The following is a 20678-nucleotide window of genomic DNA, read 5'->3' as shown; positions in this document are numbered from 1 at the left end:
GATTGCGTCCCATTTTTTGTACATCACATCTAATAGATATATTACTCTGCCATGTAGTTTTCAGGCATCTCGATACGAGCAACACCTGAATCAACTGCCGCCTGAGCCACAGCTTTTGCAACACGTGGTAGTAAACGTGAGTCCATTGGTTTTGGAATGATGTAGTCTGCACCAAACTCAAGCTTATCGACGCCTGCGGCCTTCAATACAGTTTCAGGTACAGGCTCTTTTGCTAGCTCACGAATCGCCTCAACGGCTGCAAGTTTCATTTCATCATTGATTTCACTTGCGCGCACATCAAGAGCACCACGGAAGATGAATGGGAAACATAATACGTTGTTTACTTGGTTCGGGTAATCACTACGGCCAGTACCCATGATCAAATCATCACGAACAGCGTGGGCAAGTTCAGGCTTAATTTCAGGATCTGGATTCGAACATGCAAATACGATTGGCTTATCTGCCATCAGCTTCAACGCTTCCGCTGGCAATAGGTTTGGACCAGATACACCTAGGAACAGATCCGCGCCTTCAATCACATCTTCTAATGTGCGTTTGTCCGTGTTGTTTGCGAATAGCTGCTTGTATTCATTAAGATCATCACGACGAGTGTGGATCACACCTTTACGATCCAGCATGTAAATTTTTTCGCGCATTGCACCACATTTAATCAGCAGCTCCATACACGCAACAGCTGCAGCGCCAGCGCCAAGACAAACGATCGTTGAGTCTTCAAGCTTCTTACCTTGAAGTTCGATCGCGTTCAGCATGCCTGCCGCCGTTACAATCGCAGTACCGTGCTGATCATCGTGGAATACTGGTACATCACAACGCTCAATTAAACGCTTTTCAATCTCAAAGCAATCTGGTGCTTTAATATCTTCAAGGTTGATACCACCAAAGGTGTCTGCAATGCTTGCGACAGTATCAACAAATTCATCGATCGTGCGGTGCTTAACTTCAATATCAATCGAGTCAAGGCCAGCAAAACGCTTAAACAGTAACGCTTTACCTTCCATTACTGGCTTAGATGCAAGTGGACCTAGGTTACCTAGACCTAAAATAGCGGTACCGTTAGAAATAACAGCAACCATGTTGCCTTTCGCTGTGTACTTGTACACGTTATCAGGGTTTTGTGCGATCTCACGCACTGGTTCTGCAACACCAGGGCTGTAAGCAAGGGCAAGATCACCCGCCGTTTCCGCAGGCTTTGTCAATTCGACAGCAATCTTCCCTGGGGTTGGATAAGCATGGTAATCCAATGCTTTTTGGCGATGTTCTTCTTCTGGAGTGGCTGCTTGGCGATTGTCTTCAGACATGGACGTTTCTCTTTTTTATTTTTAGGTAAGGGGGCATAAATTCTATCGGATAGAAATCAAACTTCATAGGCAAGATTGCGAGCAATATCCTTAAAAAGCCGATAATAAAAGAGATTAGACCAGATAGCGGGGATAAGCACCTGATTTTCGAGTCAGGTGCTCTTTTCTTCTTACAATTGAAGTACGCAAAATCCTGAACGTTATTACTCTTCGTCTACGTATTGCGCTTGGAGGTAGTTCTCAACGCCAGACATTTCAATCAAGCCAAGTTGCGTCTCTAGCCAATCAACATGCTCTTCTTCATCTTCAAGAATATCTTGAAAGAGATCGCGAGACACATAGTCTCGAATGTCTTCAGCATAGGCAATCGCATCTTTTAAATCTGGAATGGCGGCCATTTCAAGCTTTAAGTCACACTCGAGCATTTCTTTGGTGTCTTCACCTATCATCAACTTGCCTAAATCTTGTAGATTCGGTATGCCCTCAAGAAACAAAATACGCTCAATCAGATGATCGGCATGTTTCATCTCATCGATAGATTCGTGATATTCCTTATCTGCTAGGTGCTTTAACCCCCAGTCCTTATACATTCGAGCATGAAGAAAATACTGATTAATAGCGATGAGCTCATTTCCGAGCACTTTATTGAGATGTTGGATGATGATTGGATCGCCTTTCATGACAAAAACCTCCTCTTTGGCTTCATTTAAATGTAGAAGCAAATGAGAAGGTGTCAAAACGCTAGACAAATAATTACTTGATTACTGCATGCTCACAGTAATTAGCTAGCTTGTTTGAATACCGTGTAACTGGTTTCCGCTAAAATATCCTTGGCCTGTCTGATGCACTTACCACATTGGCTACCCAATGCTGTGCATTTTTTGATTCCTTTAATATCCGTTACGCCTTCATCTATCGCCAACTTCCTAATTTTCTTGTCGGAGACCCCATGGCAAAGACAAACGTACATACTCAAAAACCTATTAAATTAACCTGTGGAGACCAATATAAACAAGAATAGTTCTTGTTACCAGTCGCATTGATAAGCCTGTTCAGAATATTTTGTTATATAGATTTGGTGACAGTAGGCCAAGATCAGAGAGTTAGGTGTTACGACCAAAGGTGTTGAAAAATATAGCCGGTAATATTCTGTTTTTAAATTAAAAAATTAACGAATTTCCTACGAACACTTATAACCAAATATAATTTAGATATAAAAAAGGGAAGCCTAAGCTTCCCTTTCTCGATGCGCTTTCTTCATAAAGAAGAAGAGTGCAAGATTTCGTTTAATCCGTTATGAATTAGTCGAAGATCTTAGCAACAACACCAGCACCTACTGTACGGCCACCTTCACGGATCGCGAAACGTAGACCTTCGTCCATTGCGATTGGTGCGATTAGCTCAACAGTCATCTGTACGTTGTCACCTGGCATTACCATTTCTACGCCTTCTGGTAGCTGGATGTCACCAGTTACGTCAGTTGTACGGAAGTAGAACTGTGGACGGTAGCCTTTGAAGAATGGAGTGTGACGACCACCTTCATCTTTAGACAGTACGTATACTTCTGATTCGAACTTAGTGTGTGGAGTGATTGAACCAGGCTTCGCTAGTACTTGACCACGTTCAACTTCGTCACGCTTAGTACCACGTAGAAGTGCACCAACGTTCTCACCAGCACGGCCTTCGTCTAGAAGCTTACGGAACATCTCAACACCAGTACATGTAGTAGTAGTAGTGTCTTTGATACCTACGATAGCAACTTCGTCACCTACAGTTAGGATACCACGCTCGATACGGCCAGTTACTACTGTACCACGACCTTGGATTGAGAATACGTCTTCGATAGGCATTAGGAATGGCTGATCTACCGCACGCTCTGGCTCAGGGATGTAAGTATCTAGAGCTTCAGCTAGTTCAACGATTTTCGCTTCCCACTGCTCTTCGCCGTTTAGTGCGCCTAGTGCAGAACCTTGGATAACTGGTAGGTCATCACCTGGGAAATCGTATTCAGATAGAAGTTCACGAACTTCCATTTCTACTAGTTCTAGTAGCTCTTCATCGTCAACCATGTCACATTTGTTCATGAATACGATGATGTATGGGATACCAACCTGACGGCCTAGTAGGATGTGCTCACGAGTTTGTGGCATTGGGCCATCTGTCGCAGCAACAACTAGGATACCACCGTCCATCTGTGCAGCACCAGTGATCATGTTTTTAACGTAGTCCGCGTGTCCTGGACAGTCAACGTGTGCGTAGTGACGAGTTGGAGTGTCGTACTCAACGTGAGAAGTTGCGATTGTGATACCGCGCTCACGCTCTTCTGGAGCGTTATCGATAGATGCGAAGTCTTTAGCTACACCGCCGTAAACTTTAGCAAGAGTAGTACAGATAGCTGCAGTTAGAGTTGTTTTACCGTGGTCAACGTGGCCGATAGTACCAACGTTAACGTGCGGTTTCGTACGTTCAAATTTTTCTTTAGACACGATCGTGTTCCTTCCTAGTTATGATTCGTCGTGATCATTATTGATCGACGACGCGCCAGAAATTGTTATTTTATGCGCCAACGCCCGTTAGCGCAATATTTGGACGCCCTGATCTCGCAAAAAGTCGTAAACTTTTTGTAGTTCAATCGTCAATTAGTAACCACGCTCTGCAATAATTTTATCTGCGAAGTTTTTCGGCACTTCAGCGTACTCGTGAAACTCCATAGAGTAAGACGCACGGCCTTGAGTTGCAGAACGTAGATCAGTTGCGTAACCGAACATTTCAGATAGTGGTACTTGAGCACGGATGATCTTAAGACCAGCCACACCTTCGTCCATGCCTTCAATGATACCGCGACGACGGTTTAGGTCACCAACAACGTCACCCATCCAGTCTTCCGGAGTGGTTACTTCGACATTCATCATTGGTTCTAGAATCACAGGTTGTGCTTCTAGTGCACCTTTCTTGAATGCCATCGAGCCAGCGATCTTAAACGCCATCTCGCTTGAGTCTACATCGTGGTAAGAACCATCAAATAGTGTAGCTTTAATATCTAGTACAGGGTAACCCGCTAGAACACCACTATTCATTTGTTCCTCGATACCTTTCGATACCGAACTGATGTATTCCTTAGGAATCACACCACCCACGATTTCGTCTACGAATACGAAACCTTCGCCAGGTTCAGAAGGCTCAAGTTTGACCCACACATGACCGTATTGACCACGACCACCTGATTGACGAACAAACTTACCTTCAACTTCCGCTTTACCACGAATGGTTTCACGGTAAGCAACCTGAGGTTTACCAACGTTACAATCAACGCTGAATTCACGCTTCATACGATCAACGATAATGTCTAGGTGAAGTTCACCCATACCTGAGATCAGAGTCTGACCTGATTCGTCGTCCGTTTCCACGCGGAATGATGGATCTTCCGCAGCCAGTTTACCTAGCGCGATAGCCATTTTCTCTTGGTCTGCCTTAGAACGAGGTTCTACAGCAATCTGAATAACTGGTTCAGGGAACTCCATGCGCTCTAGAATCACTTTGTGGTTCTGATCACACAGTGTGTCACCTGTTGTTACGTCTTTCAGACCGATAGCAGCAGCGATATCACCAGCGCGAACTTCTTTCACTTCTTCACGCTTATTCGCATGCATCTGAACGATACGACCGAAACGCTCTTTCTTCTCTTTTACAGAGTTGTAAACAGCGTCGCCGGAGTTTACAACACCAGAGTAAACACGCATGAACGTTAGCGTACCCACGAATGGGTCTGTCGCGATCTTAAATGCTAGCGCAGAGAATGGTTCGTTGTCGTCAGCGTGACGCTCAACTTCATTTTCTCTTTCGTCAACACCTTTAATTGCAGGTACGTCAACTGGCGATGGCAAGAACTCGATCACTGCATCTAGTACCGCTTGAACACCTTTGTTCTTAAACGCACTACCACAAGTGGCCAATACGATTTCGTTGTTTAGTGTACGAGTACGTAGAGCTTGTTTGAGCTCAGCTTCAGTCAATTCACCTTCTTCAAGGTACTTGTCCATCAGCTCTTCGCTAGCTTCAGCAGCGGATTCAACCATGTGGTTGCGCCACTCTTCAGCAAGTTCGATCATGTCAGCTGGGATGTCTTCGTAAGTAAACGAAGTGCCTTGATCGGCTTCATTCCAGTTGATCATCTTCATCTTGATAAGGTCGATGACACCTCTGAACTCATCTTCTGCACCAACGTTCAGTTGGATTGGAACAGGGTTCGCACCAAGACGATTTTTAATTTGGTCCACAACGCGTAGGAAGTCTGCGCCCGCACGGTCCATCTTGTTTACAAATACCAAACGTGGAACGTGGTATTTGTCTGCTTGACGCCATACAGTTTCAGACTGAGGTTCAACACCAGATGAGCCACAGAACACAACCACAGCACCATCAAGTACACGAAGAGAACGCTCTACTTCGATAGTAAAGTCAACGTGTCCAGGGGTATCAATGATGTTTACGCGATGCTCAGGGAACTGTGCTTCCATACCACGCCAGAATGTAGTAGTCGCAGCGGATGTGATAGTGATACCACGTTCCTGCTCCTGCTCCATCCAGTCCATGGTTGCTGCACCATCGTGAACTTCGCCGATTTTGTGAGAAAGGCCAGTGTAGAACAGAATACGCTCAGTTGTGGTTGTTTTTCCTGCATCTACGTGAGCACAGATACCGATATTACGGTAGCGCTCAATAGGAGTTTTACGAGCCACGATTGTATCCTCTTACTAAGGTGTACCTTAGAGTATAGAAAAGTGCTGCGAGAGAACCTCGCAGCACAGAAGGTATTACCAGCGGTAATGAGCGAACGCTTTGTTTGCGTCAGCCATGCGGTGAACGTCTTCACGTTTCTTAACCGCAGTACCTTTGTTCTCAGACGCGTCTAGCATTTCAGCTGCTAGGCGTTGAGCCATAGATTTTTCACCACGCTTGCGCGCAGCTTCAACCAACCAACGCATAGCAAGTGCGTTACGGCGAACCGGACGTACTTCTACAGGTACTTGGTAAGTTGAACCACCAACACGGCGAGATTTAACCTCTACCGCAGGGCGTACGTTTTCAAGAGCTTCTTCAAAAATAGCTAAGTGGTCTTTACCAGACTTTTCAGCCATAGCATCTAGTGCAGTGTAAACGATTTTCTCTGCAGTAGATTTTTTACCGTCAACCATTAGGATGTTAACGAATTTTGCCAGCAATTCAGATTTGAATTTTGGATCTGGAAGGATCTTACGCTGACCAATGACGCGACGACGTGGCATGGATTTATCTCCGTTGTCTTCTTCAGGTTTTATCCAAAACTTTTCAGTTTTTTCAAAAAATTAAAAATAATTTAGTGTTTGGCCTTACTTAACGGAATCCATTAAGACTTAGGACGCTTCACACCGTACTTAGAACGACCTTGTTTACGGTCGTTAACGCCAGCACAGTCAAGTGCACCGCGAACAGTGTGGTAACGTACACCCGGAAGGTCTTTTACACGACCGCCACGGATTAGTACAACACTGTGCTCTTGAAGGTTGTGACCTTCACCGCCGATGTACGATGTAACTTCGAAGCCGTTTGTCAGACGTACACGACAAACTTTACGAAGTGCTGAGTTAGGTTTTTTAGGTGTAGTAGTGTAAACACGAGTACATACACCACGTTTTTGTGGGCACGCTTCTAGTGCAGGCACGTTGCTTTTAACAACTTGCTTTGCACGAGGCTTACGTACCAACTGGTTAATAGTTGCCATTAACTAGCTCCTGATTTACTTGAAAGTAAGCTTTGTGAAAAATCTATCCCCAACTACCATTGCAGTTAGGGACGCAAAATTCTATGCAGCAGTGAGAGGTGTGTCAAGAAATATACGGATCTTTTTTGTTCAATTAGGACAATTCATCCGTAAAGCTTTAGCGACAGTAAATCACGTTCAATCCCAAGTAAGCGATTTATCCTGTTTAACTGTGAGCTCAACGAAGCCTGAGTAATTCACGATCGTCAGTGATGGACTGATACGATTCGCAATACCGCGAGCGTGAATATCGCTCTCTAGCACAAATACACTGCGGTTTTTTAGGTGGGAGAACGCTTTATGCTGCGAGTTAGCAGCGTACACGGCATCTTCTATAAGTAAGATGTCATCCTGTGCACTGCATAAGGGCATGGCGTCTTCTAGAGCGGAGACCGTTTTTATAATATGTAGCATAACTTCCTCAGAACGACAGTAGCTTGCCAGCGTGTTGCAACTTATCTTTGAGCTGCTCTGAGCTTAACGCTTGAGCTTCAATGACTAAGTCCGCTTGAGCCAAACCTCGCTGAGCTAATGACTCTGAGCACACAAAGACTTGTTCAATATCGTATAAATCGAAGAGCTTCAGCATCGGCGCATAATCTTTGCTCAAGATCTTACTCGGTTCTTGTCCTAGTAGAAGCTGGTAAACCCCATCTCCCATGAAAATGACGCTGATATCTTCACAGTAAGCCGACGCGGCTAATAGTGCATCCACACCTTCACGACCAGCCGCACTGCCATGCGGCGCACTACGAAATAGATAAGTTAGCTGACTCAAAACTGTACCACTCTGTCTTGGGTTAACATCGCTTCGGCTAAGCTACCTAAGCCGGCTTGCTCAAAACTTTCCGCTAGATTGCTCTGGACCAAACCATGTTGATTCGCTTCTTCTTCACTTACGATCCCGCGACGCAAAGCCGCAGCAACACAAGTTTCTAGACGAACACCATGCTCTTTTGCCAAAGATTGCCATGCCTTATTGAGATCAAATTCGTCGTTGGCAGGCACACTCAAAGCAGTACCATTGGTCACGCCCTCTTGATAAAAGAAAACGCTCACTAACTGATGGCCTTGCTCAATCACCGCCTTGGCGAACTGATAAGCACTGCGTGCTGACTGGCTACCGTAAACAGGACCGTTCACCACCAACGTGTAAGTCAGCTTACTCACTTTTCATCGTCCTCGGTTTTACGTTGACGAATGTATAAGTAGACGGTGTGTTTTGAAATGTTAAGACGATCTGCAACGCGGTTGATGGCATCTTTAATATCGAAGATGCCTTTGTCGTACAATTCCATCACGATTTGGCGATTCTTGGTGTTGTTCGATACGGATTTATCCGCATTGATCTCTTCGATGGTGCGTTCAACAGTTTGGTCCACCAGCTCTTCTACGTCACTAGCAAAGTTAACCGAGGAAGCCGCTTCTTTTGCTTCTTGCGTTGGCATGAAAGATTGAAGGACTTGCGAGAAAGGCGCATCCAAGTTGACGTTGATACACAACAAACCAATCACGCGATTTTCACCATTACGAATGGCAACAGTGATCGACTTCATCAACACGCCACCTTTTGCACGGGTAAAGTACGAACGTGAGAAGTTGCGCTCCGAGCCTTCGATGTCTTTTAGCATTTTAAGCGCTAAATCAGTGATCGGTGAGCCGACTTGGCGACCCGTGTTTTCACCGTTAGCGATTTTAATTGCAGAGGTATTTAAGTCTTCTAGCGAGTGAAGAACGATTTCACAAAAGGGACCTATCAGGCTGGCAATACCATCAACGACCGCCTCATAAGATCTTAAAATGATTTTGTCGTGCTCGGTAAACGGCATCACGTTAACGGATTCCATTTCGAGCAACATCTCCGCGTTTATTGTTTCTGTAGTTGTCATAAGCCTTCGAGCGAAAAATCAACAAATTGGTGTAAGTTTATCAGAAAATTTGAAAATCAACCTAGCAAACTCACCAACTAGTGACCTAGAACAAAAAAGGCCCGTTAAACGGACCTTTTTCAATAACTTATCGCTGCTTATTGTTATTGCTCTGCGTTGTCGTTCTCGACTTTTAGCAGCTCAACTTCAAATACTAGCGTTGAGTTAGCAGGAATGCTTGGTGTGTCTTGATCACCGTATGCTAGCTCTGGCGGGATAACGAATTTGAATTTAGAACCCACAGGCATTAGCTGAACACCTTCTGTCCAACCTGGGATTACACGGTTAAGTGGGAAGGTTGCAGGTTCACCACGATCGTAAGAGCTATCAAATTGCGTACCATCGATTAGCGTACCTTTGTAGTGTACTTGAACCGTATCAGTGTCTTTTGGCTTCTCGCCTTCAGCTGGAGTAATAACTTGGTATAGAAGACCTGTATCTGTCTTCACTACGCCTTCTTGCTTCTCGAACTCAGCACGGAAATCATCGCCAGCTTTTTTTGCTTCAGCTGCTTTCTCAGCTGCTTGTGCTTGCATCTTTTCAGCAACACGCTTGTCTAGAGATTCTAGTGCTGCACGTGTTTCTTCTTCATTCAATTCAGCATTGCCTTTGAAGACGTCTTCGATACCTTTTAGTACCAAGTCTTTGTTAAGATTAATGCCGATTTCGCTTGGCTTGTCGATGCTTGTGCTTAGGTAGTTAGCAAATGAAACACCGATTGCGTATGCCGCTTTATCGTCGTCGGTTTTAAAGTGAACCGCTTTACCGGTTTCTGCTTGAACTTGTTCTGCTTGAGGTGCGGCTTCTGTTTTAGTTTCTTCTTTCTGACAACCTACCGCTAGCATAACTGTTGCAGCAAGTAGCGACACTTTTAAAACTGATTTCATTAAATTCTCCCAATAATGGCTTTGCCATTGGTTGTTGTGCACAAATCTTCTATGAGACTAGTGAAGACAATCGTTATACCAATATACTAGCTATATGTCTTAAGACACAAACCGGATTATTAGATGTGATGCAAAGAATTTCTCATTTATTCCTATATTTAATTGTCATCACCACGTTAAATGGTTGCTTTTTCGCCGAGCGTGAAGTGCAGCGTTGGCCGATAGAGCCTCAGGGTGCGACGAGCTTCGCACTTAGCAGAGATGGACGATTTGCTCTGCTCTATTCTCAGCAACACCATTTGATGTTGTGGGACCTAGAGCAAAATGAACAACTAGCCAACCTGGGTGAGCTCGATGCCGATGCCAACGTGGTATCCCATATTCGTATCTCAGACAATGGTCGCTATGCAGTCACAGCGAGCCAAATGAACTTCGCAGTTTGGGACTTAGGCTGGACGCAATCCAAAGGCCTTTGGTCTATTTCTGATGCGCTCATTCGCGACGTTGATATCACCAGTAACGGTGAACAAGTTCTGCTCGGGTTATCCAACGGTAAAGCAATTTACGTCAACTTAGTCACCGGACGTCGCTTGGAGTTCCTTGCGCATCGTGAAAAAGTCAATTCCGTCGCCATTTCTCCTAATGGCCGCTTCGCACTGACTGGTGGTAATGACTACAAAGCGTATTTGTGGGACACCGAAACCGGACAAGTGCTGCGGACCTTCGAACATGAACAACGGGTTGTTCGTGTTGCCCTGCAACGAGATGGCAAGTTAGCAATGACATCCGATGGCGGAAACCAAGCGGTAATTTGGGATTTAAAAACTGGACAAGAAGTCACACAGTTGAGCAGTTGGTCGCGCCAATTGATCTTCTCCACTGCGCGATTTTCTGATGACGGAACTCAGTTAGTGACAGGAACGCCTTCTGGCCGCGTTTCAATATGGGATACTCAAACCGGAAAACGGATTGGCGGATTTGAAGTTGAGCCAAAAAAAGACACTCGCCCTCCCCGTGCGGTCGTGTATGATGCAGCCTTTGATTCAAAACAACGCGTAATTACTGCTACTTCAGCAGGTATTGCCCAAGCTTGGCAGTTAGAGAACGGATCATGACAGAAAAAATCATTCAGCAATTGGAAGCTCGCATTAATGACTTAGAATGTCAGCTTGCGTTCCAAGAACAGACTATTGAAGATCTGAACGGCGCCTTATCGCAGCAGCAACTGCAAATTACCAAGATGCTCGATCAGATGAAATATGTGGTAGGTAAAGTAAAAAATATGGACTCGTCGAATTTAGCCGATCCGTCAGAAGAAACCCCACCACCGCATTATTAAAATGCAGGCTCAAATAGCACAAAGCCCAGAACGTGTTCTGGGCTTTGTTGTATTGATTACTTAAGAAGGTTGCTCAAGAGGAGGCTATTCGTCAGCGTAGATTTTGACGCTCAACTCGCCTTGAGTGTTGATGCCAGCTCGGTACATACCAGAGCTGTTCATCGCAAAGTGCAGCTCACCTTGCGCGTCAATTGCGATTAAGCCGCCTTCGCCGCCCATCTCTTTCAGTTCCCCCTGAATAATATGCTCACAAGCAGTATGAACATCTTCTTGTAAATAACGCATCCGCGCGGCGACGTCTTCTGCGACACGTTTACGGATAAAAAACTCACCGACACCCGTAGTCGAAACCGCGACGACGCCATTTTCGGCCACCGTGCCGCAACCTATCAAAGCCGAATCCCCAACTCGATTGTATTGCTTATTCGTTACGCCACCCGTGCTGGTTGCAGCGGCTAAGTTGCCTTGTTGGTCCAACGCTACGGCTCCGACGGTGCCATGTTTACGATCATCTGGGTAGCGAGATTCCGACAAAGCAAACAGCCCTTTCTCACGCATAGACAGCAACTGCTCATAACGGCGATCAGTAAAGAAGTAATCCTGTTCGGTATACTCATGGCCTTGTTCAAAAGCAAACTTCTCTGCGCCCTCACCCACCAACAACACGTGATTGCTGTTTCGCATTACGTCACGAGCGAGCTCAATTGGATTCTTGATATGACGAACACCAGCGACCGCGCCTGCGGCTTGGTTTCGACCATCCATGACAGAGGCATCCATTTCTACCATTTCGTTGTTGGTCAGCACCGAGCCTTTACCCGCATTAAAGTTAGGCGAGTCTTCCAATACTTTTACTGCAGCAACAACCGCATCCAAAGCGTCGCCGCCTTTCTCTAGAATTTGATAGCCAGCTTTTACCGACGCTTCCAAATCAGCCAAGATGGATTGCTGAAGTTCATTGCTCATCTGTTCACGTAAAATGGTGCCTGCGCCACCATGAATCGCAATCGAGAAAGGTTTTGTCATCGCTTTTTCCATGAGTTGTTCTTTTCTTCTATGCACTACACCTTAGATAAACAAAAAGCGCAAGTTGAAACCTCAACTTGCGCTTTTCAAAGCTTTACTAGATAAGATTATCTAGTGAAGGAGCTTGTGATTAGTGAGAACCACAGCTGCCGCCGCCACAGCAGCCTTCATCATCGTGATCATGGTCATGACCACAACCACCAGCTTGATGGATATGACCGTGTTCGATCTCTTCTGCTGTTGCTTCACGTGTAGACATAACTTCTACTTCGAAAGTTAGTGTTTGACCAGCTAGCATATGGTTACCGTCAACAACCACTTCGTTGCCATCAACTTCTGTTACTTCTACAGGGATTGGACCTTGGTCAGTGTCAGCCAGGAAGCGCATGCCCACTTCGATTTGGTCAACGCCTTGGAATACGTCCGCAGGAACGCGTTGTACTAGCGCATCGTTGTGCTCGCCGTAAGCTTCTTCAGGAGCTACCGTTACTGAGAACTTGTCGCCAGCCACTTTACCTTCAAGCTCTTTTTCAAGACCAGTGATTAGGTTGTTGTGACCGTGAAGGTAATCTAGAGGCGCTTCTGCTGTTGATTGATCAACAACGACACCGTCTTCCATCATTACTTTGTATGCAAGGCTTGCAACAACGTTCTTTTCAATTTTCATACTAACTCCAGGGAGATTAATTGACTTAACCTGAATGGGGTTAAGTACTGAGATATCTGGGTGTATTATGGGGATCAATTATCGAAGTTCAATTATTCAGGCTTAAAAATTCCGATCATTTCCTGATCTGAGTGTTTATTTTTCTCTACAGATTGCGGTTTGCGCTGCTCAGTAAACTCACACTCGACACACTCAACTAACTCGATATTATTTTCAATCCACCAGCGCAGGGTATCTTGCTGGCTGCAATTTGGGCAGCTAGCGCCTGCAATAAAACGTTTCTTGATTTTCACGCTATTTCCTTAGCTTGAGTCTTGGCTCAAGTACTACTTCCAATGATTAGGTGACTGATGGTCGCTCTCCATCTCACGACCAAAAATTTCTTCTAGCTCTTTGCGTGCCTCTTTCGCTCTCTGAGCCAATTTCTTATCTTCATTGTGCTGAGGCAATAAGTCCTTAAGCATAGCATTATCTAACTTACGAAAATGTGCTTCTGCCCGCTTTGCTTGATAAGGGTGCATACCAAGTTCTACGAGCGCTTGACGACCGAGATCCAATGCCCCTAAAAATGTTTCACGAGAGTAATTCTCAACACCGTGGCTCATTAACTGATACGCCTCGACACGGCTTCTTGCTCGGGCTAGCAACTTAAGTTTCGGGAAGTGCACGCGGCAGATATCAACGATGGCCATCACCTCATCAGGTGAATCGGTACAAATGACCAATGCTTCTGCTTTATCTGCGCCAGCAGCCCGCAAAAGATCAATTTGGGTAGCATCGCCATAAAACACTTTGTAACCATACTTGCGCAGTAGGTGAATTTGGCTGGCATCACTTTCTAATACCGTCACTTTGATTTTATTGGCATACATTAAACGTCCGACGATCTGACCGAAACGTCCAAAGCCTGCAATGATCACACGTGGCCGACGATCCACTACTTTCGTGGTCATGCCCTCTTCTTCTTGATTCAGGGTATGAGCAAACCATTTTTTTTGTCCCATCAGCAAAAGTGGTGTCGTCACCATGGATAGACTGACCACCACCAACAGAAAAGCCACTTGCTCTTTGGATAAAATGCCCTCTTGGCTCGCTGCGGTAAATATGACAAAGGCAAACTCACCACCTTGGCTTAAAATCGCGGCCATACGGCTTCTCGCTTTGGCTCCGACACGGGCAGCTCTCGCCAATGCATACAAAACCAAGCCCTTAACCACGACCAAAGCCACCACCGCGCCCAGAATCTCTGAAGGGTGTAATGCCAATAACCCCAAATTTACCGCCATGCCAACCGCGATGAAGAACAAACCCAACAACAAACCTTTAAACGGCTCGATAGCGATTTCCAATTCATGTCGATACTCACTCTCAGCCAGCAGAACGCCGGCTAAGAAAGTCCCTAGGGCCATAGAAAGCCCGAGCTTTTGCATCACGACAGAAATCCCAAGCACGACCAATAGTGCGGCGACGGTAAAGAGCTCACGAACGCCGCTCATCACAACAAAACGAAATAGTGGACGCAATAAGAAATGACCACCAATCAACAGGGCCACCACACTGCCTAATACCGTGAAGACATCTAACCAACTACCGCCACTCTGCCCGCCAGCAAGCAAGGGCAACATTGCCAACATTGGGATCACGGCAATATCTTGAAAGAGCAATACCGCAAAACCAGACTGACCCGTTTCGGTGCCATTGAGCCCTTGCTCTTCAATCACTTTAAGAGCAATTGCCGTCGAGGACAGCGCCAACCCCATCCCAATAACCAAACTCACTTGCATGCTTACGCCGAACATACTGACGACACTGCCGAGCACGGCGGTCGTAACCACCACCTGCGCGCCGCCTAAACCTAGAATCGGTCCTCGCATTTGCCACAGTTTTTTAGGATTTAGTTCAAGGCCGATCAAGAACAGTAACAACACGACCCCAAGTTCAGCAAAGTGCAAAATAGCATCAACATCACTGATTAAGCCAAGACCCCAAGGGCCAATCAACACACCGGCAAGTAAATAACCTAAAACCGAGCCAAGTCCGAGACGCTGAGCAATCGGCACCGCGATAACCGCAGCCGAGAGAAAGACCACGCTACTTTGAAGAAACTCACTGGTTATCGCCATACTGACCTCCTTGGTCTGTTGCTTCCCAGTTTTCAAGTGGGTTGTTCAACCACCGACGATACAATTCGGCGTGCTCATACCGCTCAATATCCGAGACATTACGCGACCAATACAACACCAAAGGTTCAATCCAGTGCATTTGACACAAGGCGGCCGTCAGTTCAAACGGTTGTAAGATTTGCTCTAATGGATATTTGTTGTACCCCTTCGCGCTAAAGGCCTCTTCTTTCCCCCCCGTTGTAATCACACTGCGCCAGTATTTTCCCTCCAGCGCCGAACCTCCGCCAAAAGCAAAACCTTTGCCCAGCACTCGGTCCAACCACTCTTTTAACAGGGCTGGGCATGAATACATATAAAGCGGGTGATGAAACACGATCACATCATGCGTGAGCAACAACTCATGTTCATAATTCACATCAATAAAGAAGTCAGGGTAAACACCGTAAAGATCGTGCACAGTGACGTGCTCAAGCGACTGAGCTTTTTTAATCATCACTTGATTAGCAATCGAGTTATGTGGCTCTGGATGAGCATAAATGACCAGAACTCTTGGGAGAATAGACGGTGCAACAGCCAAATGGTCGTCCTTGTGGTTATTTTTATCCGTTATCAAATTGTTATACTTTTTTGTACAGCATAATGCAATTAAAGCGAATCAATCGACTTTTCCGGCCAATACCCCTACTATTCACCGCTAGATATATACCCAAGTGGCTTTAAAAACGATTGAAACCACTTCGCGATGTAACCAAGCAACGCGCACTGCGCAAAGTGAATGAAAACTTTATGATTACCTTCTCTGATATTCAGTTACTGCGTGGCGGTAAACCTCTTTTAGACCAAGCTTCAGCGACTATCCATCCTGGCGATAAAGTCGGTCTTGTGGGCAAAAACGGCTGCGGTAAATCAACGCTATTTGCATTGCTGAAAGATGAACTGTCGATTGATGCAGGCTCATTTAGCCAACCTCAACATTGGGAGTTGGCCTGGGTCGCACAGGAAACGCCTGCGCTAGAGCGCACTGCACTGGAATACGTCATTGATGGTGATCGCGAGTACCGAGCGCTCGAAAAGCAGTTGGCTGAAGCGGAAGCACAAGACAACGGCACCTTGGTTGCCGAGATCCACGGTAAAATTGAAACCATCGGCGGTTATAGCATTCGCGCTCGCGCGGCAGAATTGCTCGACGGTTTAGGTTTCAGCCAAGAGCAAATGAGTTGGAGTTTGACTCAATTCTCAGGTGGTTGGCGTATGCGCCTTAACTTAGCCCAGGCGCTATTGTGCCGTTCTGACTTATTGCTACTCGATGAGCCAACCAACCACTTGGACTTAGACGCAGTGATGTGGCTTGAACGTTGGCTACAAAACTACCCAGGCACACTGATCCTGATCTCGCACGACCGTGACTTCCTTGACCCCATTGTTGGCCGTATTATTCACATCGAAAACCAACAATTGAACGAATACACGGGTAACTATTCGTCGTTCGAAAACCAACGAGCGCAAAAAATGGTGCTGCAGCAAGCGATGTTCGAGAAGCAACAGAAACAGATGTCGCACATGCAAAGCTACATCGACCGCTTCCGTTATAAAGCCTCTAAAGCACGCCAGGCTCAAAGCCGTATTAAAGCTTTGGAGCGCATGGAGAAAGTGTTACCCGCTCAATTCGATAACCCATTTAGCTTCCAATTCCGTGAGCCCGCGGCGCTGCCAAACCCAATCATGATGATGGATGAAGTATCGGCAGGCTACGGTGACAACCTGATCTTAGAGAAGATCAGGTTGAACTTGGTTCCTGGCAGTCGCATTGGTCTGCTCGGCCGTAATGGCGCGGGTAAATCGACCTTGATCAAATTGCTCTCTGGTGAGCTTAACGCGCAAGGTGGCGATCTGACTTACTCACAAGGCGTAAAAATAGGTTACTTTGCTCAGCATCAATTAGAAACGCTGCACCCAGAGGAAACGCCGCTGCAACACATGATGCAGATCGCGCCGGATCAAACCGAACAACAGCTACGTGATTACCTGGGCAGCTTTGGCTTCCAAGGCGACAAAGCACTGGAGAAAGTCGCGCCGTTTTCGGGTGGTGAAAAAGCCCGTTTAGTGCTGGCCTTAATTGTGTGGCAAAAGCCAAACCTGTTGCTACTTGATGAACCAACCAACCACTTGGATTTGGACATGCGTCAGGCATTGACGATGGCACTGCAAACGTTCGAAGGTGCAATGGTGATTGTTTCGCACGATCGCTACTTACTGCGTGCTACAACCGATGACTTGTACTTGGTGCATGATCGTCAAGTTGCGCCGTTCGATGGTGACTTAAACGACTACTACAAATGGTTAACTGAGCAACAAAGAGCGGAACGCAAAGAAGCACAAGCTGCACAGCCAGCCAAAGATAGCGCCAACAGCGCGGCAGCGAAAAAAGAGCAGAAACGTCGCGATGCAGAATTTCGTAAGCAGACGGCGCCAATTCGCAAAACGCTGACACAATTAGAAAATAAAATGGATAAGTTAGGTGCTGCACTGGCCGAAGCTGAAGAACAATTGGCAGATAACTCACTGTATGAAGCCGAAAATAAAGCTAAACTTAACCAAGTGCTGGCTCTTCAAGCTTCTAGTAAGGCAGAGCTCGAAGAAATTGAAATGGAATGGATGTCTGCTCAGGAAGAACTGGAGCAGATGGAGCTAGAGTTTAATCAATGAGTAATCAACACGCTGAATACACACTCACCCTAGAACACCTTTGGCAGTTCAGTCTGCAATTTTATGGTGTGCGAGAAGTGAAAGAAGCGTGTTTATCATTACAGAACAATTATCACGGCAACGTGAACCTACTCCTGCTGCTCAGATGGCTCGATGAGCAGCAACTCATTTTCCAAGAAAAAGACTGGCCTCTGGTACAAAGCTGTCTGGGCCGAAGCGAAACCTTACTGCACTCTTTTCGCGACTTACGTCGCCATCTTAAGTCTCAAGTCAATGACGCTTTATATCGTGAAACCTTGCAGTTTGAGCTGCAACTAGAAAAGCAGCAACAAGCGGATTTGGTGAACTGCATTAACTCGCTCACGCTGGTCAAAAATGATGGCGCCCCACTCACGCTGAGATACTGTCGTCAACTTGGTGGTGAGCATTTGCAACAGGCCTTTGCTATTCCGGTGCCAAACATTCACCCACCAAAACGCCCATAAATCTGTAGAATACCTATAATCTTTATAAAGGATTATATTAATAAGTTCTTCAACTGACACCGAAGAACCGCATAAGAGCAGTTAGGTATGACACAATTTTTCGCAGCCGCCGGGATCAAAAACCCGCATCTTCAAACGCTTTTACCGCGTTTTATTCGCAAAAAAGCGTTGTTTACGCCGATTTGGCAAACCCTCGATACATCCGATGGAGACTTTCTCGATCTCGCATGGAGCGAGGACCCAACCCAAGAACCTGCGCAAAAAAAGCCGATTTTTGTTTTATTTCATGGACTAGAAGGCTGCTTCTATAGCCCTTACGCCAATGGCCTAATGAATGCATTTGCTCAATCCGGATGGCTGTCGGTGATGATGCATTTCCGCGGTTGTAGCGGTAAGCCAAACAAGAAAGCTCGCGCCTATCATTCTGGTGAAGTGACTGACGCCCGCCACTTCTTAGAGCACCTTGAGCAACGCTTTCCTGATAACCCCAAAGTTGCGGTTGGCATTTCTCTTGGCGGTAACATGTTGGCGAATTATTTAGCCCAATACAAAGACCACCCCATTTTGAATGCGGCGACCATTATCTCAGCACCTTTAGACTTAGCATCGTGTGCGAACCGTATTGAACAAGGCTTTTCGAAAGTATATCGCCGTTACCTGCTCTCTTCGCTCAAACGCAACGCATTGCAAAAACATCACTTGTTGCATGGCGAGCTCGCTTTGTCCTACAACTCAATAAAACGTGTCACACGATTGTATGAATTCGATGATTTGATCACGGCACCACTGCACGGTTTTAAAGACGCACAAGATTATTACGATCAATGTTCTGGCTTAAGTAAATTACAACAGATCACGCTACCGACACTGATCATTCACGCCAAAGATGATCCATTCATGACCGACGATGTGATCCCGAAATTTGTTCTGCCAGATAATATTGATTACCGTCTCTTTGAGCACGGTGGGCATGTTGGTTTCCTTACCGGTTCAGCGCTCAAGCCGAAATTTTGGTTGGAAGAAGCGCTGCCAGCGTATTACGAAAGTATTGCCGCAGATTACCTTTCTGCTGTATCCAAGCAGCGAAAGCAGTAAACTAGCCGCTCATCATAAAAGTTCGAGGTATTTATGATCATTCCATGGCAAGACATTGCGCCAGAAACATTGGAAAACTTAATTCGTGAATTCGTCTTACGTGAAGGCACGGATTACGGAACCGTCGAGGTTTCTTTGCAAGACAAAGTGGATCAAGTAAAAACTCAATTAGAAAAAGGCGAAGCGGTTATCGTGTTCTCTGAACTGCACGAAACCGTCGATATTCAGGTAAAAACAAAATTTTAGACCCTTCACATTTTACCGTACCCCACTCAATGACAAGGCATTGTTACGTGCTATAGTGGGTTATCGACCGTGCAGTAGCAGCCTACTGCACATTACAGGTAAGTAATTTTCGACAAGGTTTGTCATGTCAGCTAAACACCCAATTATTGCGGTTACTGGTTCATCCGGTGCCGGCACGACCACTACATCTGAAGCCTTCCGTAAGATGTTCAATATGATGAACGTTAAACCCGCATGGGTTGAAGGCGACAGCTTCCATCGCTTTACTCGCCCTGAAATGGATATAGAAATCCGTAAAGCGCGCGAGCAAGGTCGACACATTAGCTACTTTGGCCCTCAAGCTAATGACTTTCCAGGATTGGAAGAGTTTTTCCGTAAATATGGTCACGATGGCGCAGGCAGCGTACGTCGCTACCTACACACCTTTGACGAGGCCGTACCTTATAATCAAATGCCTGGAACCTTCACACCGTGGCAGGACTTACCGGAGAACAGTGACGTTCTCTTCTATGAAGGCTTGCACGGCGGTGTTGTGGATGGCGATGTTAATGTTGCGCAGCATGTGGATTTCTTGATTGGTATGGTACCAATCGTAAACTTAGAGTGGATCCAAAAGTTTGTGCGTGATACTCGTGACCGCGGTCATTCACGAGAAGCAGTAATGGATTCTATCGTGCGCTCGATGGACGATTATCTTAACTACATCACTCCGCAATTTTCTCGCACTCATATTAACTTTCAGCGCGTCCCAACGGTCGATACCTCCAACCCCCTTAATGCGAAGGGTATCCCAAGCCTGGATGAGAGCTTTGTCGTAATTCGCTTGCGTGGGATAAAGAAAGTCGACTTCCCATATCTCCTGGCTATGATTGATGGCTCATTCATGTCACGCCACAACACGATTGTCGTGCCAGGCGGTAAGATGAGCTTTGCAATGGAGCTCATAGTTCGGCCTATCCTACAACAGCTCATCGAAACAGGGAAAATTGGCTAAAAACCTGCCTGCGAAGATGTTTACTTTTCATACCGTGATCATGTGCACAGTTTTGCTTACAAA

24 protein-coding genes are annotated in these 20678 nt (G+C 46.0%); 7 read left to right on the top strand and 17 right to left on the bottom strand.

Annotated features, from left to right (window positions below):
- Positions 1–41 precede the first annotated feature (41 nt).
- The 12 genes from VEA_RS03640 to fkpA all read right to left on the bottom strand — a co-directional run bounded on the left by VEA_RS03640 (position 42) and on the right by fkpA (position 9934).
- On the bottom strand, positions 42–1319 hold the full coding sequence (locus VEA_RS03640; protein WP_006742766.1) for a malic enzyme-like NAD(P)-binding protein: 1278 nt from the start codon (positions 1317–1319) through the stop codon (positions 42–44).
- 203 nt (positions 1320–1522) lie between these two features.
- Positions 1523–1999: a bacterioferritin gene (gene bfr, locus VEA_RS03635; RefSeq protein WP_012841344.1), complete on the bottom strand. Its 477-nt coding sequence runs from the start codon at positions 1997–1999 to the stop codon at positions 1523–1525.
- Positions 2000–2100: 101 nt separating this feature from the next.
- Positions 2101–2289, bottom strand: a complete 189-nt coding sequence (locus VEA_RS03630) for a (2Fe-2S)-binding protein (RefSeq protein ID WP_031780493.1) — start codon at positions 2287–2289, stop codon at positions 2101–2103.
- Positions 2290–2620: 331 nt separating this feature from the next.
- The gene (gene tuf, locus VEA_RS03625) at positions 2621–3805 is read right to left on the bottom strand and encodes an elongation factor Tu (RefSeq protein WP_012841343.1); all 1185 of its coding nucleotides are present in this window, start codon (positions 3803–3805) and stop codon (positions 2621–2623) included.
- 153 nt (positions 3806–3958) lie between these two features.
- The gene (gene fusA, locus VEA_RS03620; RefSeq protein ID WP_005397643.1) at positions 3959–6058 is read right to left on the bottom strand and encodes an elongation factor G; all 2100 of its coding nucleotides are present in this window, start codon (positions 6056–6058) and stop codon (positions 3959–3961) included.
- A 75-nt stretch (positions 6059–6133) separates the two neighbouring features.
- Positions 6134–6604, bottom strand: coding sequence for a 30S ribosomal protein S7 (gene rpsG, locus VEA_RS03615; protein ID WP_005382796.1), 471 nt, complete (start codon positions 6602–6604; stop codon positions 6134–6136).
- Positions 6605–6705: 101 nt separating this feature from the next.
- Positions 6706–7080, bottom strand: coding sequence for a 30S ribosomal protein S12 (gene rpsL / locus VEA_RS03610; RefSeq protein WP_004399892.1), 375 nt, complete (start codon positions 7078–7080; stop codon positions 6706–6708).
- 177 nt (positions 7081–7257) lie between these two features.
- Positions 7258–7533, bottom strand: coding sequence for a sulfurtransferase complex subunit TusB (gene tusB / locus VEA_RS03605; protein ID WP_041852883.1), 276 nt, complete (start codon positions 7531–7533; stop codon positions 7258–7260).
- A gap of 7 nt (positions 7534–7540) precedes the next feature.
- Complete coding sequence (gene tusC / locus VEA_RS03600) at positions 7541–7897, bottom strand: sulfurtransferase complex subunit TusC (RefSeq protein WP_005397648.1); 357 nt, start codon at positions 7895–7897, stop codon at positions 7541–7543.
- On the bottom strand, positions 7894–8289 hold the full coding sequence (tusD, locus tag VEA_RS03595) for a sulfurtransferase complex subunit TusD (RefSeq protein WP_012841341.1): 396 nt from the start codon (positions 8287–8289) through the stop codon (positions 7894–7896). Before tusD ends, tusC begins: the two co-directional genes overlap by 4 nt.
- Positions 8286–9008, bottom strand: coding sequence for a helix-turn-helix transcriptional regulator (locus VEA_RS03590; protein ID WP_031780643.1), 723 nt, complete (start codon positions 9006–9008; stop codon positions 8286–8288). Before VEA_RS03590 ends, tusD begins: the two co-directional genes overlap by 4 nt.
- Before the next feature lie 143 nt (positions 9009–9151).
- Positions 9152–9934: an FKBP-type peptidyl-prolyl cis-trans isomerase gene (gene fkpA / locus VEA_RS03585; RefSeq protein WP_005397659.1), complete on the bottom strand. Its 783-nt coding sequence runs from the start codon at positions 9932–9934 to the stop codon at positions 9152–9154.
- Positions 9935–10062: 128 nt separating this feature from the next.
- Here fkpA and VEA_RS03580 point away from each other — a divergent pair, with 128 nt between their 5' ends.
- Positions 10063–11049 (top strand): WD40 repeat domain-containing protein, encoded by a 987-nt coding sequence (locus tag VEA_RS03580; RefSeq protein WP_012841340.1) that lies wholly within the window; start codon positions 10063–10065, stop codon positions 11047–11049.
- Entirely contained in the window at positions 11046–11273 is a 228-nt protein-coding gene (locus tag VEA_RS03575) for a SlyX family protein (protein WP_005381455.1), read from the top strand. The genes VEA_RS03580 and VEA_RS03575 overlap by 4 nt, the downstream gene beginning before the upstream one ends.
- An 84-nt stretch (positions 11274–11357) precedes the next feature.
- On the opposite strand, the gene VEA_RS03570 is transcribed toward VEA_RS03575, so the two are convergent.
- The 5 genes from VEA_RS03570 to kefG form a co-directional block, all read right to left on the bottom strand.
- Positions 11358–12299 (bottom strand): isoaspartyl peptidase/L-asparaginase family protein, encoded by a 942-nt coding sequence (locus VEA_RS03570; RefSeq protein WP_041853012.1) that lies wholly within the window; start codon positions 12297–12299, stop codon positions 11358–11360.
- 130 nt (positions 12300–12429) lie between these two features.
- On the bottom strand, positions 12430–12966 hold the full coding sequence (gene slyD / locus VEA_RS03565; protein ID WP_005397664.1) for a peptidylprolyl isomerase: 537 nt from the start codon (positions 12964–12966) through the stop codon (positions 12430–12432).
- Between the two features lie 92 nt (positions 12967–13058).
- Complete coding sequence (locus VEA_RS03560) at positions 13059–13259, bottom strand: YheV family putative zinc ribbon protein (protein WP_005381449.1); 201 nt, start codon at positions 13257–13259, stop codon at positions 13059–13061.
- Positions 13260–13292: 33 nt separating this feature from the next.
- On the bottom strand, positions 13293–15089 hold the full coding sequence (gene kefB / locus VEA_RS03555) for a glutathione-regulated potassium-efflux system protein KefB (RefSeq protein ID WP_012841338.1): 1797 nt from the start codon (positions 15087–15089) through the stop codon (positions 13293–13295).
- Positions 15073–15666: a glutathione-regulated potassium-efflux system ancillary protein KefG gene (gene kefG / locus VEA_RS03550; RefSeq protein WP_005397668.1), complete on the bottom strand. Its 594-nt coding sequence runs from the start codon at positions 15664–15666 to the stop codon at positions 15073–15075. The genes kefB and kefG overlap by 17 nt, the downstream gene beginning before the upstream one ends.
- 209 nt (positions 15667–15875) lie before the next feature.
- On the opposite strand from kefG, the gene VEA_RS03545 reads away from it, so the two are divergent.
- From VEA_RS03545 to VEA_RS03525, 5 genes are all read left to right on the top strand, one after another.
- Positions 15876–17795 carry an ABC transporter ATP-binding protein gene (locus VEA_RS03545; protein ID WP_031780646.1) on the top strand — a complete coding sequence of 640 codons (1920 nt, stop codon included), beginning with the start codon at positions 15876–15878 and terminating at the stop codon, positions 17793–17795.
- Positions 17792–18280 (top strand): TIGR02444 family protein, encoded by a 489-nt coding sequence (locus VEA_RS03540; protein WP_005397673.1) that lies wholly within the window; start codon positions 17792–17794, stop codon positions 18278–18280. Before VEA_RS03545 ends, VEA_RS03540 begins: the two co-directional genes overlap by 4 nt.
- Positions 18281–18367: 87 nt before the next feature.
- Positions 18368–19375, top strand: coding sequence for a hydrolase (locus VEA_RS03535; RefSeq protein ID WP_006742981.1), 1008 nt, complete (start codon positions 18368–18370; stop codon positions 19373–19375).
- Between the two features lie 33 nt (positions 19376–19408).
- Positions 19409–19621: a YheU family protein gene (locus tag VEA_RS03530; protein WP_005397677.1), complete on the top strand. Its 213-nt coding sequence runs from the start codon at positions 19409–19411 to the stop codon at positions 19619–19621.
- Positions 19622–19745: 124 nt separating this feature from the next.
- Complete coding sequence (locus tag VEA_RS03525; protein ID WP_005397679.1) at positions 19746–20615, top strand: phosphoribulokinase; 870 nt, start codon at positions 19746–19748, stop codon at positions 20613–20615.
- Positions 20616–20678 lie beyond the last annotated feature (63 nt).

This window comes from Vibrio antiquarius (assembly GCF_000024825.1).
In the GTDB taxonomy this organism is placed as follows: domain Bacteria; phylum Pseudomonadota; class Gammaproteobacteria; order Enterobacterales; family Vibrionaceae; genus Vibrio; species Vibrio diabolicus.
Note: the sequence above shows the minus strand (reverse complement) of the source record. Positions and strands in the feature narration are given on the sequence as shown.

Bases quoted from the DNA above. Each gene is read 5' to 3' on its own strand.
- VEA_RS03640 (WP_006742766.1), bottom strand. From the start codon at position 1,319: ATGTCTGAAGACAATCGCCAAGCAGCCACTCCAGAAGAAGAACATCGC.
- bfr (WP_012841344.1), bottom strand. From the start codon at position 1,999: ATGAAAGGCGATCCAATCATCATCCAACATCTCAATAAAGTGCTCGGA.
- VEA_RS03630 (WP_031780493.1), bottom strand. From the start codon at position 2,289: ATGTACGTTTGTCTTTGCCATGGGGTCTCCGACAAGAAAATTAGGAAG.
- rpsG (WP_005382796.1), bottom strand. From the start codon at position 6,604: ATGCCACGTCGTCGCGTCATTGGTCAGCGTAAGATCCTTCCAGATCCA.
- rpsL (WP_004399892.1), bottom strand. From the start codon at position 7,080: ATGGCAACTATTAACCAGTTGGTACGTAAGCCTCGTGCAAAGCAAGTT.
- tusB (WP_041852883.1), bottom strand. From the start codon at position 7,533: ATGCTACATATTATAAAAACGGTCTCCGCTCTAGAAGACGCCATGCCC.
- VEA_RS03590 (WP_031780643.1), bottom strand. From the start codon at position 9,008: ATGACAACTACAGAAACAATAAACGCGGAGATGTTGCTCGAAATGGAA.
- fkpA (WP_005397659.1), bottom strand. From the start codon at position 9,934: ATGAAATCAGTTTTAAAAGTGTCGCTACTTGCTGCAACAGTTATGCTA.
- VEA_RS03580 (WP_012841340.1), top strand. From the start codon at position 10,063: ATGCAAAGAATTTCTCATTTATTCCTATATTTAATTGTCATCACCACG.
- VEA_RS03575 (WP_005381455.1), top strand. From the start codon at position 11,046: ATGACAGAAAAAATCATTCAGCAATTGGAAGCTCGCATTAATGACTTA.
- VEA_RS03570 (WP_041853012.1), bottom strand. From the start codon at position 12,299: ATGACAAAACCTTTCTCGATTGCGATTCATGGTGGCGCAGGCACCATT.
- slyD (WP_005397664.1), bottom strand. From the start codon at position 12,966: ATGAAAATTGAAAAGAACGTTGTTGCAAGCCTTGCATACAAAGTAATG.
- kefB (WP_012841338.1), bottom strand. From the start codon at position 15,089: ATGGCGATAACCAGTGAGTTTCTTCAAAGTAGCGTGGTCTTTCTCTCG.
- VEA_RS03545 (WP_031780646.1), top strand. From the start codon at position 15,876: ATGATTACCTTCTCTGATATTCAGTTACTGCGTGGCGGTAAACCTCTT.
- VEA_RS03540 (WP_005397673.1), top strand. From the start codon at position 17,792: ATGAGTAATCAACACGCTGAATACACACTCACCCTAGAACACCTTTGG.
- VEA_RS03535 (WP_006742981.1), top strand. From the start codon at position 18,368: ATGACACAATTTTTCGCAGCCGCCGGGATCAAAAACCCGCATCTTCAA.
- VEA_RS03530 (WP_005397677.1), top strand. From the start codon at position 19,409: ATGATCATTCCATGGCAAGACATTGCGCCAGAAACATTGGAAAACTTA.
- VEA_RS03525 (WP_005397679.1), top strand. From the start codon at position 19,746: ATGTCAGCTAAACACCCAATTATTGCGGTTACTGGTTCATCCGGTGCC.